We start from the raw sequence: 16,317 nt of genomic DNA on the forward strand, positions 1-16,317 counted from the left end.
GCTCAGCCTGGGAACGAACCTCCCGAGGCTCTGCCTCCTACTATTTTAATTGCTAGAGGCAATTTTTTAAACTCGTTCCTAGGCTCAGCCTGGGAACGAATAGTCACGAACCAGTAGTTAGTAACGAGTAGAAAATATCTACCAAAAGTAGCCGTTTTCTACTACGGTTTTGTGCGCGTTTGTTTGATATTTTAGCAGATATTCGTGGGAAAGCGCTTCATGTTCGCGCAAATTTTCTACCTCTACTTTTCCGATTTCCGTATCCGTGGAAAGCAGAATCACCTGATGGGATGCTGAAGGGAAATATCGCTCGACTAAATTATGTCTGTGAGAGGAATCTAACCGCCCCAATGGGGTATCGATCGCCACGGGTAACTGGCGTCCCGAGACCCGCGCCAACCCCCAGAGAAATGCGATCGCCAACAGTTGCTTTTCCCCAGCAGAAAGCCGATGTTTGGGTACCGGTTTCCCTTCCATATCGAACAGAGAAAGGCTGAAGCTATGAGTATCAATGACCACCCGATTCACTAAATCCGATTTATGCAGCAAGTAGAGGAAGCATTCCGTTACTTCGCTTTCCAGTTTGTTCAGCTTTCTCAGGGTTAAGCGTTCCCGAAACACTTTCAGGGTTTCTTGCACTTTATTGGCAGATTGGATGATGTGTTCGTCATTTTGGCGATCGATATTCACTGCGCTGTATTCGGCGAGTTCTTTTTTCACCCCTTTGATGTTGCGTTCTAATTCATCATGGCGTCTTCTGCCAGTTTCATAGTTGGTTTTCGCATCCACCAGCGCCGCTTCCGTGTCGCGAACTGCTTGTTCCAATTGTTGGTAGATTTCTGGTGACGCCGCTGCGGCGAGTTGTCTTTCGGTAAAGGTAATCTCCTGTTCGATAGTTTTGCGTTTTTGCAGTTTTGTGAGGGTGTATTTGACGCGATCGCCTAGGTGGTGGCGCAGCAGATTGGCGATAATACTCAGGGTATCCTCATCCGCCGATAACCACAGGTCCTCCTCCGCCGCCAAATGACTGCTGAGGTCTTTATCTTCCTGTTCTAGAAAAAACTGAATTTTATCGATTTGTTCCGAGGTTAGATTGATTTCTGCCAGATAAGCAAGCAGGCGATCGCTGCGTTCCTTCACCACATCCCGCGAGATTTTCGCTTGTTGGTGTTTCGCTTCTTTTTCCCCTTGCAACAGCGCCTCCGCCAGCAAGGGTTGAATCATCACCAACGGTAACACCCCCGCCGCTAATTCTCCCAACTCCTCCCGCAAACTATCCAGTTGTTCTTGCAAGTTGCGCTTTTGCTTTTCTAGCTGTGTCCGTTCCGAGGCAATTTTCCCCCCTTCCGACACAAACTTATCCCACGCTTTCCGCTGGTTTTTTTCCGCATATTTGACCTTCCCTTGCAGCGCCCCTAAGTCCTGCTTCGCCGCCTCATATTCCTCCTGATATCTCGAGAGTCGTTCTTCGATTTCTTCCAAACTTTGGCGTTCGCTTTCATTCGCCAGTTTCTTGCGCTTGCGGCTGACTAAAATATCCAAATCTATCGACAACCGTTCCGCCAATTCTAACCCTAAAAGAGATTGAATCGCCTCGACAACCACAGGCGGCGGCGTTTCCTGTTCTGCCAATTCCTTTACCTGCTCCCCATCAAAAAGAAACAGATTAGAAATCCCTAATGGCAGCATGTTTTCAATGTATTCGTCCCAAGTATCCCGCAAATCTGTGCGCGGCCAATCCCCTTCCAAAACTCCCAATGTATCTTTCCCATCTTTAGGATTTTTATCCCAATAACGCACTACCCTCAACTCGAGAATTTGGTCATCTTCTACATGTTCAAAGACTAACTCAATGCGCGTATTTTCCATCGGCGGCTTGTTGCGGTTGACGCACTGAACCAAAAAGTCATTATAGCTCAAATTTCCTCGGGTGGAACATTGGGCGCGCTGACCATAAAGCGCAAGACGAATGGCATCCATCAGGGTGGTTTTTCCGCCGCCATTCATTCCGCCAAAGAGGATGATGGGGCGCAATTGGTCTTTGAATTGCGGACGCAGATCGATGACTTGTCGCCCCAGATAGGGACCAAAGTTTTGCAGTACGAGTTCGGTAAAAATCACGGTTCTTCCTCTGGTGGTTGGGTAATTACCCGTAGTAGAAGGACACGGCATAGTTACATTTGTTGCCACAAGTTCGGGTGCCGTTGCCCTGCCCCTTTCTGTTAAGTATTATTGCTCAGTTTGCCTGCTTGGCAATCGGTGTTACTCTTCCTCTGTTTGCTGTTTTTTGAATTTCATCCCCGCCCAAGTCAGTTGTTTGACTTTGTTCACATCTCCCTCATGGATTGCTTCTTTGATATTCCATTTTTGCTCCGCTTGGTCAATCGCTTCTTTTTTAGTTCGAGAACTGGTATTAAAGCATTTCTCTAGGGCTTCATAAATTCCTATCCGCCGCGATTTGTTGCGAAACTGATATTCTGTGCCCATTAATTTGGCCATCAATTCTAGCTGCATGGCATCTTCGCCACAGATTTCTTTCAACACTGCCCACTCATCACTTCCTAGCGATCGCGTATCTGCACCAGGACGAGAATCCTGAAAGGGTTCGCCTGTAACCTCTTCGTAAATCCTTGGCAAGCTATCATCAAATTCGTGTTTTTCTTCTAACCAAATGCGCCGAATTTCACTCAACTCATCTTGAGAAATCAATGTAATATCGCGCATGTCTTCTGGGGCTGTACGACGAACGATTGCTTCAGCTTCTAAGACTCTTGTAAGCCAATACTCTCGCCATTCCTTGGTGTAGGGTCCTGGAATTGGGTAGATTATTTTTTCTCCATCATTATCGCGTTCTAATAGTTCGACTTTTCCATAAATACGGCGAAAGTCTCGCTTATCGCGATCGTTCTCATCATCCAATTCATTCCGAATATCGAGCAGAGGCTGCATCCATTCTTTCTCCTCATCGTTATGGATCATCGCCTCCATCGATTTATCTTTATTCACCATAGTGCAAACCCAGCACCCAAAGCGAGAATCACCACAGCTAGGGGTAGAGGTATCAATTACCAGAGGACATTCGTTGTCTGCTGTTGCACCCCGATACATGCTGAATAACTCTTTATTGTTCTGTCCCCAAGGATTGGGAAACTGATTTAAGTAAATCCAAACTTCATCAGTGCGCCAATCTTCGATAGGAAGGTAAATTAAAGAATTCGGACGGCTAGGATTACTGTTGAGGCGATCGCGCACGCGCCACTCTCTATGTTTTGCCATGTTGGCTGCTCTCATGGCACTTTCAGCCTTACGAGTTCCTAAAATAAGAATCGCTTCACCGCTGGTTCTTATCATATCGCGGATAAAATAGTCAGCGGGTTTAATTTTCATACGTTCCGTACACCAACGAAAACGTTTTCTTGGTGCTGGATAGCCTTTACCAATTAAGCAAACCCAGAATGTATCCTTGACTGGTGGATAAGTTAAATGGGTTTCTATAGGCATTTCTTGCTCTTCAGCAGCAGTTTTCATTCGCTCTAAAGATTTCCGTACCCAAGCAGAAACAATGGGATTTTCTACCAGCGTGTCATTCGTAATCACATGAATTGTCTTGTTTCGTTTTTCCGGGGGCAAGGCAGCAATTGCATGCCAGATAAGCTGCAAGACTGTTGTACTGTCCTTTCCTCCACTCCAGCCCACAACAAACGGTACATTGTCTTGACAATATAGCTCTTGAATTTCTTCAGTTAACAGTTGAATGGCTTCAACTAATTCGGCAACGCTACGCTGGCCTTGCTTATTCTGTATTTGGTTTTCACTACTCATTTTTATCTCCTTCAAACTAAGGGATTTTCTAATTCTACCTCTTCCGGGGTTAGGGGCAAATTCAAATGCTTTTTCAGATAAGCCGTTAAGCGGCTAATGCAAGTTGCAGATTGAGAAATTCGACCCTGCAACTTCTCTATTGGAACGCGACCACTGGATTTTTCGCAAACCCTGGAGACGACTGGCCCAGTTTTCCGGGTCGATCGCCAGCAATAGGGCACCCACATGGGCTAATTGCCCGCAAGGCGATCGGGTGAGTGTGGACGTAATCTCGCCGCATTTCTCTGGCGCTCATTTGTCGCTCTCGCACCCGTTGCCAATCTGGAATATGGGCGCTGAGTGCGGTCGAGAAGTCCACTGCCCGTTGAATCTGTCCCTCGAGGGCTTCATCTCGATGGTTTTCTAAGAGAATCGCAGTGGCATGATAGAGATTGTTCAGCGTAAATAGTTTACCAGAAGTGGTGGGTAGGGTGCTGCGTTCGGTTTCGGTCAGGGCGCGGAAAACCTCTACCCGATCGCACACCGCTTTCACCAATATTGCACTCTCGTCGCGATGGTTGTAAAGCAGATTTAGGCAGGGATCCGGGCGCAGAGCATATTGATTTAAGTCCCGAAACATTTGCTGCAAGTGCTGCACTCCAATATCGAGAAAGAAAATTACGGCGATCGTCTCGTATCCCAGTTCGGGATTTTGCTCGCTCGCCAATTTTAAGGCGGCGCGTCGGTGTTCTCCGTCATTGATGATAAATCGGGCATCAATCGGCACGTGCAAGCGCCCCATTTTTCGCTTGTCCGCTTCAGACCCCATCGGTTCAAAGGTGATATCCGCATCGATGGATACGGCGATCGCCGACAGGGTGTAACTCGCGGGATTATTCAAAATATACCGGGCAATCTGAGCCGCGCGGCTGGGGTTGAGCGCCCGTCTGGAGACGGTTTCTGGCAGATGTTCTTCTTCATCCAAGGGCAGCAGTTTCGGCAGCAATTGCAGGGGGCACATGGAAACGTAGTATTCTCGACCTGCCTGAATTCCCCGGATGACGGGCAATACATATTCAAACGCGGGACTCACCATAATCACCCTGATTGGCTTAATTCTAAATGTGCTGGTTTTCGGTTGGATAGGGGCACCGAACCGGATTTCAATTGTCGAACTGCAGGGATATCACCCTTCTGGCAGTCTTCTCTTGAATGGGGTCTTGACAAAACTCGCTTTATGTGGTAATCAAACCCCAGGCAATCGGTTTCATTCAGTATGCCATAAAAATTTTTAAAAACCAACCAACTTTTTGAGTTTTTTTTGCGACAATTCTGCAGTTTGAGGAGATAACTACTAAATATAGAGTGTAAAAATACTGAACCCACCCTACATTTAGTTAATCAAACTGAAATTTTTAGAAAATTGATTTAGTTAATGAATTGCCAACCAAGTATTGTTAATTTGAAATATTTAAAGCATTGTTTAAATTGCATTAATTGCTAATTATCAATTCTAAATTTTTAATTCTAAATTCTCCTCGGGAACTTCGAATGGGGGGAAAATAGTGCAAAATAGATGTAAATCTCTCTTTCAACTCCCAATTTATGAAGCGCGAACCGAAAGCAAATAGCGACATTGCCAATAAAATCCTCGAACGGGAAAACCGCGATCGCGAAGCACTCGCCTTGTTGCTCGATCGGCATTTGGCGAGGAGCGATCGCCTGTTGGTGCAAAAAACCCAAATGGGGAATACCGAAGCATATATGGGGTCGGTCAGTTTAGAGTGGCTGGATAGTCGGGTGCGCTTCGCCTCGCAACTGCCCCTATTTTGCAACAAGTTTGACTCGAAAACCGATAACGTGGTGCGCGATCGCGAAACCATTGACGAGATTTTGCAGCGTCCCTTAGATTGGTCCCGACAGGCATCCCTAACCCTGTATCTCGTAGCGCGACCCACCCATAAATTTCCCGCCGTACTCGTGGTGCAAAGTCCCGCCTGGGTAGACGATCCCAACGCTTCCGAGTGGGATGAAAACGGGCGGGCACGCCAAGGAGCATCTGACTTCATCGCCTTAGATAAAGACAACAGCATCGGAGTGTTAGAAGTTTCCGAAAAAGTCTCCATTTACGCCCTCGACGGTCAGCATCGACTCATGGGAGTGCAGGGGTTGATGAACTTAATCAAAACCGGACGACTACAGCGCTACAACAAAACCAAAAAACCCGTAGGCGCGCCCATTACCCTCGACGACCTCAACGCAGAATATCAAATCAACGCCGCCGAATTGCAAAATTTAGCCTATGAAAAAATCGGCATCGAATTCATTCCCGCCGTATTAGAAGGAGAAACCCGGGAAGAAGCGCGGCGCAGAATCCGTTCGATTTTCGTTCACGTGAACTTAATGGCGGCTAACCTCAGTAAAGGACAACTCGCCTTACTAAATGAGGATAATGGATTCTCGATTATTGCGCGCCAAGTAGCGGTCAATCATCCCTTATTCCGAGACAAAAAGAACCGCAAGCCTCGGGTGAATTGGGATAGTGCTACAGTGGCGGCGAAGTCAACGGTTTTAACTACCCTACAGGCGCTTGCAGACATGTGCGATCGCTACTTAATCCACAAATTTCCCCACTGGAAACCGAGGAAAAACAAAAAAGGTTTAATTCCCCTGCGTCCGGAAGATGAGGAACTCGAAGAAGGCTTAGAAGCCGTTCGCGAATTGTTCGATTATTTAGCCAGCTTACTCAGCTACCAGAAACTCGAATCTGAGGCAGAAACCCCAGAAATGCGTCGCTTCAGTCACGAAAAAAATGGCGGCGAGGGCAATCTATTATTTCGTCCCGTGGGACAAATTGCCTTTGCTCAGGCGATGGGAATTTTAGTGTTTGAGAAAGGCTTTTCCCTGAAAAAGATATTTAAGAAATTGCAGCGATTTGATGTAGACGGTGGATTTAGCGGCATGGAATATCCCCAGTCACTTTGGTATGGGGTACTTTACGATCCAAATCGCAAGCGGGTTCTGGTTTCGGGACGAGATTTGGCGGCGAAGTTGCTCGTTTATCTCTTAGGGGGGATAAAGGATGATTTGGAACGGGCGGAACTTCGCAAGGCGTTGGCAGATGCGAGAACTATCGAGGAAAAAGCGGTGGGTTTTGATGGTAAATTCGTCTCCCCGAAGCAGGTGGGATTACCGCCGATTCTGTAACCCTAGGCAATCTGGAAAAATCAGATAAATTTTCACCAGGTTTATCGTCCTGTAGGCGCGGGTTCGCCGTGAAATATTGCCGTTTACCAATCCTATGCAGTCCGCAGGAATAGCTGTCAAAAGAATTAGTCCGCAATCTCCCTAAGTTGGCCAATCTGCGACTTGTAGAGACGCGATTAATCGCGTCTCTACCGATTGATTTTTTGCAGCGGAACCACCGGACATATAACCTCAATAAAAACGCCCTTAACGCTAGTTCAAAAGTTGAGAAATTTCCGTAAATCGAATTCTTCGCCATCCAGGGTTTTTTGCTGTTCTCGTTCCAGACTGAGCATCAATAAAATTCGCTCGGTATAGTCTACCGACCCGCGCAATTCTTCGCGCAAAGCCTCCAGTCCTCCATTGGCATATTCTTCAAAAATCTGGGCGCGTTCTTCTTCAATGGTGGCATCATTGGGAGAGAGAATTTTGGCCTGCTTATTTTCGGCGATCGCCAATAACTTAAAAAACAAATCGTATCCCCGCGACACGAATATATCCATCGAAATTGGAGCTGGGTCTCGTTTTGAAGTTTGTCCCAGGGGAACGCGCTTTTTCCGGTTAGCACCCAATGCAGCAGCAAACACCATAACATCGGCATAAGTGGGAAAAGGACCGGTATGTTTGTCCATGTTAGTTAAAGATTTAACTAACTCTGCCTTATCTTTAGCAATTTTAACTCTACAAGCACCCATTGGATCGATATCAAATTGGCAAACAGTGTCATAAATTTCCGGAAGCAATGCCCCCATTATATGGCATCCGGAGGACTAGCAATAAAGAAGAATTAGTCCACGTAGGCGGACGTGGCTTGGTTCGGCGCGATTTCAATCGCCCGCTTTTTGTTGGCCTTCGTCCGGACATCATATTATTCTATATTTACCACAAAAGGAGGCATTTGCAACCGATTCTGAGCGATCGCCAGAGATTCCCCACCTCACTATTCTTCAGAAGACACGGAATACACCGCCACATCATCCACAATAAATTCCGTGGACCACTCGCCATCGGTATTTCCCAGGGAGAAGAATAAATAATCCAAGTCCTGGAATTCCAATTCATAGGGTTTGTAGATGGCGGCGGCACTTTGGGACCCGGCGCGATAGGTGAGCAAGTCGCGAGGGGTCAAGTCGTCCACTCCCGGACTGGCATAATAGGCAATGGATCCATCGCGCTGGAACGCCATCCCCAGAGTCCACCACCCGCCGCGCGTATAAAGTTTATCTGTGGCTAACGCATCCTGACCTTCATTATTGGCGCGCACAGCAAACCGATATTGCGGGTTGCCATTACTGTCTTTTTCCAATACCATCCAGATTCCAGGCCAATAATTAATCGATTTGCCTTCTGTGTTACGTCCTGTGGCCCCGACGCGAAATCCGATGTGATACCCTTGGCGGTTTTCCCACTGGGCGATCGGGGGTACATAGATGCGCGTCACCACACTCATTCCCTCACCGAGGGGCAAATTTCGGATTCGTTTTCCGGGTACGATGTTGAGCAAATCATCTTGCTGTAGGGTTCCTTCGGTGAGGTTTGGGGTCCCGGAATCCTTCGTCTGCAGTCGCAGTGCATATCGACTTCCGGGTAAACCGCCCGAGGGGGTTCTCACCTGTTCCACCACGTCGGGATGCCCCCGGGTGGGTCCTTCTTGCCACCTGCCATTTGCGGAACTCCCGCGCGGGTTGTTCGCTGCTTGGATATTTTCCACCCACCCAGAACCGGGATTGTGGAATTGATTGTGGAGTTTGGGACTGTTGAAGTTGTACTCCCATCCGGGTTCCTCGAAGGTATCGCCAAATTCAGCTACTCGGGTACCGATACCAGGGGGCAAGTTGACGCTGGTGTTGCTGGAAAAGGCCAGCAATGCTAAAACTGAGGCTATGGCTCGAATTGTTATCATTTGCCGATATCATGGGTTTGGGACAACGGTTGCCTGAACTGACGGTTGTTAATCGGCAACGGTCTGCTGTTGAAGAAGGTTTTTTGCCCCCAGTTGTGCCCATTGCAACAGCTTTCTGGCAGGGTGGGGCTGCTGGTTGTTGAGGGAGAGTTCATCGGTTGTCCCTGGGTCTGTCACTCTTGGACGTTTAAGAGTTGAATTCGCCGATCGAATCCGCCTCGTTCTTCCCGGCGACGTTTTTGTTCGGCGATCGCCGCTTGGGGCGAAATCTGATAGGCTTGCATTAAGGCGTCGATTACTTCATACACATCGGCCAATTCTGTCACCAGTTCCGCTTCAGTAGCTTCGGCGGCTTCCGTGGCTTCTTCGATGAGTTTCTGGCGTAATGCTTGCCGATATTCGGCTTCTGATAGGGTGACGGTTTCGCAGGTTTTGTTATGTTGCCGAATTATCTCGGGAATGCGATCGCGCACCAATTTTTGATAGCGTTTCCCCACAGTTATCCTCCAGTTAAGGTTCATGTTGTCTTTTCCCAGAATAACCGCGATCGGTCTAATTTTCCACCCCTTACTCCCACTTCTGGCATCCGGTAGACACTTCTTTTGATTTTACCATATAATCCCTTTGATTAATATTGTTTTTTTAAAAATTTATGTTTTGCATTTTCCACCCCTTATGATTTTCAATAGCCAATCAGTTTTTCTCGATAAATATCAATTTTAGGGTGAGCATCGCCCACCCTAAAAAACTATTTAGTTATCCGAGGCAAATCGAGCGATTAATTCCTCCCGAGATAGAGTAGACAATTGCAACATCACGCTGGTCAATTCATCGGTGGGTAATGCCAATAAGGGGTCTACAATGGTGGCCAGTTCTGCATCTAATTCTCCAAAGCGACCGCGCAGCAAATTTTCCACAAACTGACGCTGTGCGCGCTGTTCTCCTTCGCGAATTCCGCGCTGTTCTCCTTCCAGAAGTCCTCGGCGTTCTCCTTCGCGAAGTCCGCGCTGTTCTCCTTCGCGGATAGCTTGCAGGCGATCGCGTTCGTAAAGTGGTGCTAATCTCATAATTAACTCCCGGTCTTCCTCATCCGTATTTTGAGTGACTTGTAAATTTCTTTGCAAGTTGTAAAGCATTTTCAAAGCCATTGACCGAAAGGGATTTTCTTCTGGAAGTGCTTCCAGTTCGTCAATCGCTTGTTGTTGTACCCTTCCTCGTCCGAGTATTCGCAACCAGAGGGTATCTGGAGTTCGGGGTAATTGATGAATGGCAACGATCGCCGTTCGCAGATAGTCGCCCATCGGATAAACTCCCGGCACTCCATTGTCCTCTAGTATAGCTCGAAATCCCGACAATAGCCCCTGGGATGCAGTGGGTGTCAGAATCCATAGTTTCGGTAACTCTTCCTCTGCTAGGGGGCGTTTGTTGCAGTTTGCTTCCCGCTTGTATGCGCCGCGAACGGCTAGCAATTTTAACAAACAGTTACAGGTTTCGTCCGGGGTAGCGGGATTGCGAAACGGCTCAAAAATCGAGCGAGATTGGGCAAAATTTCCTAAGATACCTAACTGGGTTAAATTCGGGAGAGACTCCGGGGCGGGGTCGAACCAAACATCTATTTCTCTGACTTCTCCTGCGACTCGGGTGCTTTGACTTCCCCGTAGCGCCCTAACAGTTCCTCTAGGTAATCTTTGGAAAATTGGTCATAAATAAATCGAGTCATCGAACGGTTATGATTGATGATTTTATTATCTCATAAAATTGAATAAAATTAAACGAAATTAATTCATTTAATTTTATCAACCAAAAGTAGGAATTATTTGGCACATATCCTAGGGTAGAGGCGGAGCGTTTGATGGGGCATTTCTAGGCAGTAGCCTGGGAACGAGTTAACGAATTAATTCAGGTAATTTTGTTATGAATGATAGCGTTGGGGGTGGGCGGTGCCCACCCCACGGAGGCTAAGGAAGGGAGAGATACACGGGGGTGGGGGTGGGGAGAGATGGGAGATTAAAACGCATATTCTACCTCCATAATTACCGTGTATTCAAACTCATTTGGACTGCGCCGGACTAAGGGATAGCGCGCGCCTTTTAATTCAATCCAATCCTCTTCGCAATCGGGTTTGGGAGAATTATAAACCAGCACGTATTCCTTACCGATGCAGTGATTCATTTCTTGGGCGACTTCGCCGCGCCATTGGGTTTTCGTGACTAAGACAATCAACTGATTGGCTAAACCGGGAATAATTTTAGCAATTTGGCGGCGATAAATTTCGTCCAAACTGCCAAAGGGAGAATCCATTACAATCGGAAAGGTGCTGCTATCGGGTCCCATGAGGGTATTTTTTTTACTCCACTGGCGTACCCCGTCGATAATTCCGCCAATAAAGGATAAACTGAGGATTTGGTTTTCGCCGGTGGAGGCGGCGACGGGGGTTTCGAGACCGCTGGTATTTTCCACTAGTATTAACTCGTATTTGTCATTGAGTTTGGGGAAATAGGGAGTGAAAGAAATCTCGGAGAAAATTTCCTGGACGCGCTGCTCGAGTTTGGAGCGAAACTGGGTTTCCAGGCGAGATTTAACTTCGCTGAGACGGTCGATCGCCTCTTGAGTAGCGGCGATGCGTCTTTGGACTAAATTTTGTCGATACTCGTTCATTTGTTGCTTGTCCACTTGTTTGCCCAATCGGTTTATTTTGGTCTTGAGACTGTCAATTTGGGTTTGATTGGAGCCAGATTCTCGGTGGAGTTCGCTAATTTGGCGCTCGATGTCATCTAAGCGATTTTGCAATTCCTGAATATTCTCATTAGGAGAATTCCGCAGTTTACTTTTGATTTCGTCTAACTGGGTTTCCACTGCCGAGATTTCGGTGCGAATTTCCTCGATTTTGACTTGCAGGCGGTCGATTTCTTGCCAAAAGTCGGGGATTTGTTTAACGATTTCATCCACTTGAGCGCTCATGCGGATGGCGCTTTCTTGGATATCGGCGATACCGGCTTTATCTATCCACGATCGCACCTGTTGGTGGGCGTGAGACCCGTCAGTGAGGGTTGTACCGCAAATACACTGCTGGCGATCGAGCAGTTGGGCGACAAATTGGCGAGTAATTCCGCTGGGTAATTCCCCCCGCTGGCGCAAATTCTCCACAACTTGGCGAAATTCTGTGGTAATATTGGAAAGCAGAACCGTATAACCTCGGGTAGAGATGGCGCGTTTCAACTCATCTTTGGCTTGTTTTAACTGTTCGCGCTGGGACTGGCGTTGGGTTTCGAGTTGGGCGCGACGGTTTTGCAATTCTGCAGCGCCGCCGAGTTCGAGCAAGCGATCGCTAATCGCTTTTTTCCGTTGCCCTTGCGCTTCTATCTCTTTGGCAATTTCCTCTTGGCGCTTTATCAACCCCTGGCGTTCTTGTTCCCGCTTGCTTTTTTCTTTCAGCAGCTTTTGCGTTTCCGGATTGCCAATTGCCCTCAAATCGGTTTCTAGGGATTTGCGCGCTTCTCCCAAATGGCGAATCGAGCGATTTAACACTTCCAATCCGAGCAATTTTTTCGTCGCTTCGGCAATTTCTGCTTTCTTTTCATAGCGCACAATATGCTCGATGCGCTCTCCATCAAAAAAGAAATACTGATGCAAACTCTCCGGTAAAATTCGCCCGACAATTTCAGTGGGGTGTTGCGGCGGTGGGGGTGGGGTCCAGCGCCCGTCATCTGCGGCAATCATCATATACAATTCACTGTCGCCATAGGAGATTCCCTCATCAGAATTGTAGGCGCGGATGATTCGTTTCGCTTGATAGCGCTTGCGATCGTGTTCGAATATCACCTCCCCCCAACAAGCGACGGGAGTATTCGGTTTTGCTTCGCTGATAGCGCGTTTACTCACCAGTTGGTCTTCCGCTGCAAAGGCGGCGGAGAATTTCTCGTAAAGCACCCAGGTAAAGGCATTCATCAGAGTGGTTTTCCCCGCGCCGTTGTTCCCGTGAATAATCGTAGTATTGCGATCGCCTTGCGCTAACAACAGCTTGGGGGTTTTGCCATAAAATTGGCGAAAATTAAACAGTTGAATTGAGATTAACTTCATTGGATGGCTTCCTTAACGATATTGAGGATATCATCGTTGATATTACGCGGAATTTTCATATAAAGTTTATCTTTCTCCGCCTGCAAGACGCGCTCGATAATTTGGCGCACTTCGGTTGGCGCACTGGTTATCGGTTCTTGCACGTCCCTGAGATCCACGGAATCGGTATTATAGGAGGAAGAATCGTTCTCGGCGAGGATGCTCGTTTTTGCCGAAATCGAACCGCCATCATATTCCAATCTCAGGGGCAAGTTGGGTTCGGGTACGCTGGTGCTGTACATTGTTTAGTCCTCCGCTATCGACTAGGCAGGCGTTTGCTAAAATTTTAGCGGGTTGTGGGGTTCTTGGCGATACCCCCGGGAGAGAATTGCCCCTTTATACGGTTCTCCCGGGTTGGCGGAACTATCACAGTGCTAACAATCCGTATCGCCGCTGAATGTCTAAGAGTTGCACCCGCGCTTCCCCGGCATTATCGGCTAAGTCGGCAAATTCCACAAAGCGCTGTAGTTCTTTTCGCAGCAGGTTGCGTTCGATTTCTAAGGTGTCCCCAGAAAAGTGCGGCGGAACCACGATCGCATCGAATAAGGTGGCGCGTTGTTTGTTCGGATGCGGGCGCAAAATTCGTCCCCGACGCTGGATGAATTGGCGCGGGTTGCGGGTACTGGCTAAAATTACGGCGGTTTGGATGGCGGGGATATCTACTCCTTCATCCAAACAGCGAATCGCAACTAATCCTTGCAATTCTCCGCTTTCAAATTGTCGCCGCAATCGTTCTCGGGTGGCGAGGGGAGTGGTGGCGGTGTAGGTGTTCACCCGATAGCCCAATTCGGTTCCGAGAATCCGCGAAACTGCTTCGATTTGGTGGTCTTGCGATCGCGATCGCTCCCCGGTTCCATCCCCACAATAAAACAACGTATGGCTGGTATGTCGCCGATTTTCCATCACCTGGCGCAAGGCGGATAATTTATTCTGCGCTGCGCCAATTAATCTCGCCCTTTGCATCAATAATGCTTTCAAATTATCGTTTTCTTCTTCGTTTTCTCCATCCATCAAAGCCCAGCCAATTCGTTTCGTGAGCTTGGCATAGGTAAAGCTTTCGATTTCGGTTAAGTTGACTAACATCGGATAGTAAAGATAGGATACCAGCGCCCCGGCGCGAATCGCATCCCCCAGGGTGAGTTCCGGAGGAATAATTTCCCCAAAATAGTCGATAAGGCAGTGAGTGCCGGTTTCGTCAAAATAGCGCTCGGGGGTGGCGGATAAGCCTAGGCGCAAGCCAATGTTTCGCGGTAAACCTTCTTCCAAACGCGGCGCACCGAGGTGATGCACTTCGTCTCCGATAATTAAGGTTTTTTCCGGAAAGTAGCGCAGTTGCGATTGGAATCCCTCACCGATAAAGGTGGCATTGGTGGCAATAATTGTGAGAAAACGGTGGGGGAAGCGGCGCACGTTGTAAAGCTGAGTAGAGAGTTCGCTCTGCCAGTTGTGTAAGTTCTCGAAGGCTAACAGCGGGCGCAAGCCAAATCTCTCGCATTCTCGCCCCCACTGACTGACCAGATGGCGATACGGGCAGATGACTAACAAGACCTGTAGCTCGATTTTGCGGTATAATTCGGTGGCGATCGCCAGTGCGGTGATGGTTTTGCCACTCCCGGTGGCCATTTTTAGGGTCCCGCGCCCCTGATGGGCAAACCAACTGGCTACCGCTTCTTTTTGATAGGGTCGCAAAACCAACTGCGTGGGGAAAACGGGCACTCCCCCACCAGATACTTTGATTGGCGCAGATGCACGGATTTCCATAACTTCGGCGTTGGGAAAACAACCCTTATTTTACCCCGATTGGGGATGGGGAAGGGGAAAACCACCAGAAGGCGCGCCCCTCGGTTTTGCCTATTCGGTTTTGTCTTTCGAGTGCGGATACTTCACCCGCGTCAATCCATTCTGACCTCGCAGGCGATTGAATTCTACATCGATCGCCTCTGTAGGGGAGACCTTGCGCTTGCCCGTTTTCCCCTGCTGTGAGGATTTCTGGCTTTTTCTCCTGCGCCGCCGCTGCTGTGCCCATGCTTCGTAGCGGTACAACAATACCGCCACCGCAAACCACACTCCGCCAATGATATCTGCGAATCGCTCACCCAAAGCGCGCCCCAGTTGTCGGGTTTGTTCCAGACTCATGTGTGGGGAGAATCGAGAGAGAATTGCGCCCCATACAGGAAAAGTCAATCCGCACGCGATCGCCAACCCTACCAGAGCAACAATGATGGCATTTATCCCTTCCCGATAGCACACTGGCTGCAGTTTCCACTTGTTCCCCACTCGCCCGGATTTTTCCCCCACTTTCCCGCGCAGAATTTCCAGGAATTGCCAACTATAGGCGACGATAAAAAATAATATCAAAATCGGCAGGGGAATGAGGAGGAGAATGATAGCAGGGTGAATTGTCCCCGCCAGAATCAGAGCGTAAAATACAATCACCCAGGAAAGATAGCCCGTTGCTCCTAACGCGAACAGGAGAAACGTAGCTCGCAAAATCGAGAGTATCCATGTCATTTGCACCACCTTGTTGACTTTGCCGCTTTTCAATCCGAACCGCCCCCAGGGCACCCCCACCCCCACTGGGGTTCGTGATTGCTGATAGTTTACACCGGTTTTCATCAAGCTCAAGCTCCTCAAAGCAGGCGATTGAAATCCCGCCGATACAGAGCAATCCTGCGCCGACGCCGACTATTTGTCCCTTGAAAACCCACTGAAAATATCCTCCAAGCCCTCTAGTCCTCGAAAGAGCTAACCAGGACTTATCCAGCACCTTCATTGGTAGGGTGGGCAACAAGTTGCCCACCTACAGGTAGTGCTGAAAATCTCCTGAAAGCCCTCTAGTCCTTGCAAGAGCTAACTTGTCAGGTTCAAATTGCCGGAGTTACTGAACATATCTTCCAAGCCCTCTAGTCCTCTTTAGAGGACTTTAGCTATCAGCCAGGGACTAAAGTCCCTGGCTGGTGTTGCCTCCTGCCCATCGCGTAAAGAACTGTAACAAATTCTGACAATCCCTCCCAAAGGGTTGACATTTTCTAGGTTTTATGGTAAAAATCGAAGCGGTATCTACGAGGATTGAGGGGGATAGGGTTCTCGGTGACGGAGTGGGTGTTTTCCGTCCCTGTCGAGTTCCGAAATCCCGCGATAAAATAAAGGAAAGCTTTCAATAAAATGGTATCAGCACCCCGCTCTAAAGAGACGGGGCTTCTAGCCCCTGACTTTAGGTAGCTGACCAGCCTAAGCCCTACGAGGGC

Annotated in this window: 13 protein-coding genes; 1 reads left to right on the forward strand and 12 read right to left on the reverse strand. The window is 48.3% G+C overall.

Annotated elements, in window-relative coordinates; translation table 11 throughout:
* Positions 1-138 precede the first annotated feature (138 nt).
* From dndD to dndB, 3 genes are all read right to left on the reverse strand, one after another.
* Positions 139-2,121 (reverse strand): DNA sulfur modification protein DndD, encoded by a 1,983-nt coding sequence (gene dndD, locus AC0QH1_RS08630; RefSeq protein WP_324630657.1) that lies wholly within the window; start codon positions 2,119-2,121, stop codon positions 139-141.
* Between the two features lie 141 nt (positions 2,122-2,262).
* Positions 2,263-3,822 carry a DNA phosphorothioation system sulfurtransferase DndC gene (gene dndC, locus AC0QH1_RS08635; protein WP_324630658.1) on the reverse strand — a complete coding sequence of 520 codons (1,560 nt, stop codon included), beginning with the start codon at positions 3,820-3,822 and terminating at the stop codon, positions 2,263-2,265.
* Between the two features lie 136 nt (positions 3,823-3,958).
* Positions 3,959-4,897 carry a DNA sulfur modification protein DndB gene (gene dndB / locus AC0QH1_RS08640; RefSeq protein WP_324630659.1) on the reverse strand — a complete coding sequence of 313 codons (939 nt, stop codon included), beginning with the start codon at positions 4,895-4,897 and terminating at the stop codon, positions 3,959-3,961.
* A gap of 509 nt (positions 4,898-5,406) precedes the next feature.
* On the opposite strand from dndB, the gene AC0QH1_RS08645 reads away from it, so the two are divergent.
* Positions 5,407-7,008: a DGQHR domain-containing protein gene (locus tag AC0QH1_RS08645; RefSeq protein WP_324630660.1), complete on the forward strand. Its 1,602-nt coding sequence runs from the start codon at positions 5,407-5,409 to the stop codon at positions 7,006-7,008.
* 257 nt (positions 7,009-7,265) lie between these two features.
* Here AC0QH1_RS08645 and AC0QH1_RS08650 read toward each other — a convergent pair whose 3' ends face one another.
* The 9 genes from AC0QH1_RS08650 to AC0QH1_RS08690 form a co-directional block, all read right to left on the reverse strand.
* A complete protein-coding gene (locus tag AC0QH1_RS08650; RefSeq protein ID WP_324630661.1) occupies positions 7,266-7,742 on the reverse strand; it encodes a DNA phosphorothioation-associated protein 4 in 477 nt (158 codons plus the stop codon).
* A 245-nt stretch (positions 7,743-7,987) separates the two neighbouring features.
* A complete protein-coding gene (locus AC0QH1_RS08655) occupies positions 7,988-8,950 on the reverse strand; it encodes a hypothetical protein (RefSeq protein ID WP_324630662.1) in 963 nt (320 codons plus the stop codon).
* On the reverse strand, positions 8,947-9,105 hold the full coding sequence (locus AC0QH1_RS08660) for a hypothetical protein (protein WP_324630663.1): 159 nt from the start codon (positions 9,103-9,105) through the stop codon (positions 8,947-8,949). Before AC0QH1_RS08660 ends, AC0QH1_RS08655 begins: the two co-directional genes overlap by 4 nt.
* A gap of 18 nt (positions 9,106-9,123) precedes the next feature.
* Positions 9,124-9,471 carry a nucleoside triphosphate pyrophosphohydrolase gene (locus AC0QH1_RS08665; protein WP_324630664.1) on the reverse strand — a complete coding sequence of 116 codons (348 nt, stop codon included), beginning with the start codon at positions 9,469-9,471 and terminating at the stop codon, positions 9,124-9,126.
* Positions 9,472-9,702: 231 nt separating this feature from the next.
* Positions 9,703-10,428 (reverse strand): RpnC/YadD family protein, encoded by a 726-nt coding sequence (locus tag AC0QH1_RS08670; protein WP_324630666.1) that lies wholly within the window; start codon positions 10,426-10,428, stop codon positions 9,703-9,705.
* Between the two features lie 529 nt (positions 10,429-10,957).
* On the reverse strand, positions 10,958-13,030 hold the full coding sequence (locus tag AC0QH1_RS08675; RefSeq protein WP_324630667.1) for an AAA family ATPase: 2,073 nt from the start codon (positions 13,028-13,030) through the stop codon (positions 10,958-10,960).
* Positions 13,027-13,311: a hypothetical protein gene (locus AC0QH1_RS08680; RefSeq protein ID WP_324630668.1), complete on the reverse strand. Its 285-nt coding sequence runs from the start codon at positions 13,309-13,311 to the stop codon at positions 13,027-13,029. Before AC0QH1_RS08680 ends, AC0QH1_RS08675 begins: the two co-directional genes overlap by 4 nt.
* Positions 13,312-13,435: 124 nt before the next feature.
* Positions 13,436-14,830: a DNA phosphorothioation system restriction enzyme gene (locus AC0QH1_RS08685; RefSeq protein WP_324630670.1), complete on the reverse strand. Its 1,395-nt coding sequence runs from the start codon at positions 14,828-14,830 to the stop codon at positions 13,436-13,438.
* Positions 14,831-14,920: 90 nt separating this feature from the next.
* Positions 14,921-15,685 (reverse strand): hypothetical protein, encoded by a 765-nt coding sequence (locus tag AC0QH1_RS08690; RefSeq protein WP_324630671.1) that lies wholly within the window; start codon positions 15,683-15,685, stop codon positions 14,921-14,923.
* Positions 15,686-16,317 lie beyond the last annotated feature (632 nt).

This window comes from Phormidium sp. CCY1219, assembly GCF_055795085.1.

Bases quoted from the DNA above. Each gene is read 5' to 3' on its own strand.
- AC0QH1_RS08690 (WP_324630671.1), bottom strand. From the start codon at position 15,685: ATGAAAACCGGTGTAAACTATCAGCAATCACGAACCCCAGTGGGGGTG.
- dndC (WP_324630658.1), bottom strand. From the start codon at position 3,822: ATGAGTAGTGAAAACCAAATACAGAATAAGCAAGGCCAGCGTAGCGTT.
- AC0QH1_RS08665 (WP_324630664.1), bottom strand. From the start codon at position 9,471: ATGAACCTTAACTGGAGGATAACTGTGGGGAAACGCTATCAAAAATTG.
- AC0QH1_RS08650 (WP_324630661.1), bottom strand. From the start codon at position 7,742: ATGGGTGCTTGTAGAGTTAAAATTGCTAAAGATAAGGCAGAGTTAGTT.
- AC0QH1_RS08680 (WP_324630668.1), bottom strand. From the start codon at position 13,311: ATGTACAGCACCAGCGTACCCGAACCCAACTTGCCCCTGAGATTGGAA.
- AC0QH1_RS08660 (WP_324630663.1), bottom strand. From the start codon at position 9,105: ATGAACTCTCCCTCAACAACCAGCAGCCCCACCCTGCCAGAAAGCTGT.
- AC0QH1_RS08645 (WP_324630660.1), top strand. From the start codon at position 5,407: ATGAAGCGCGAACCGAAAGCAAATAGCGACATTGCCAATAAAATCCTC.
- AC0QH1_RS08655 (WP_324630662.1), bottom strand. From the start codon at position 8,950: ATGATAACAATTCGAGCCATAGCCTCAGTTTTAGCATTGCTGGCCTTT.
- AC0QH1_RS08675 (WP_324630667.1), bottom strand. From the start codon at position 13,030: ATGAAGTTAATCTCAATTCAACTGTTTAATTTTCGCCAATTTTATGGC.
- AC0QH1_RS08685 (WP_324630670.1), bottom strand. From the start codon at position 14,830: ATGGAAATCCGTGCATCTGCGCCAATCAAAGTATCTGGTGGGGGAGTG.
- dndB (WP_324630659.1), bottom strand. From the start codon at position 4,897: ATGGTGAGTCCCGCGTTTGAATATGTATTGCCCGTCATCCGGGGAATT.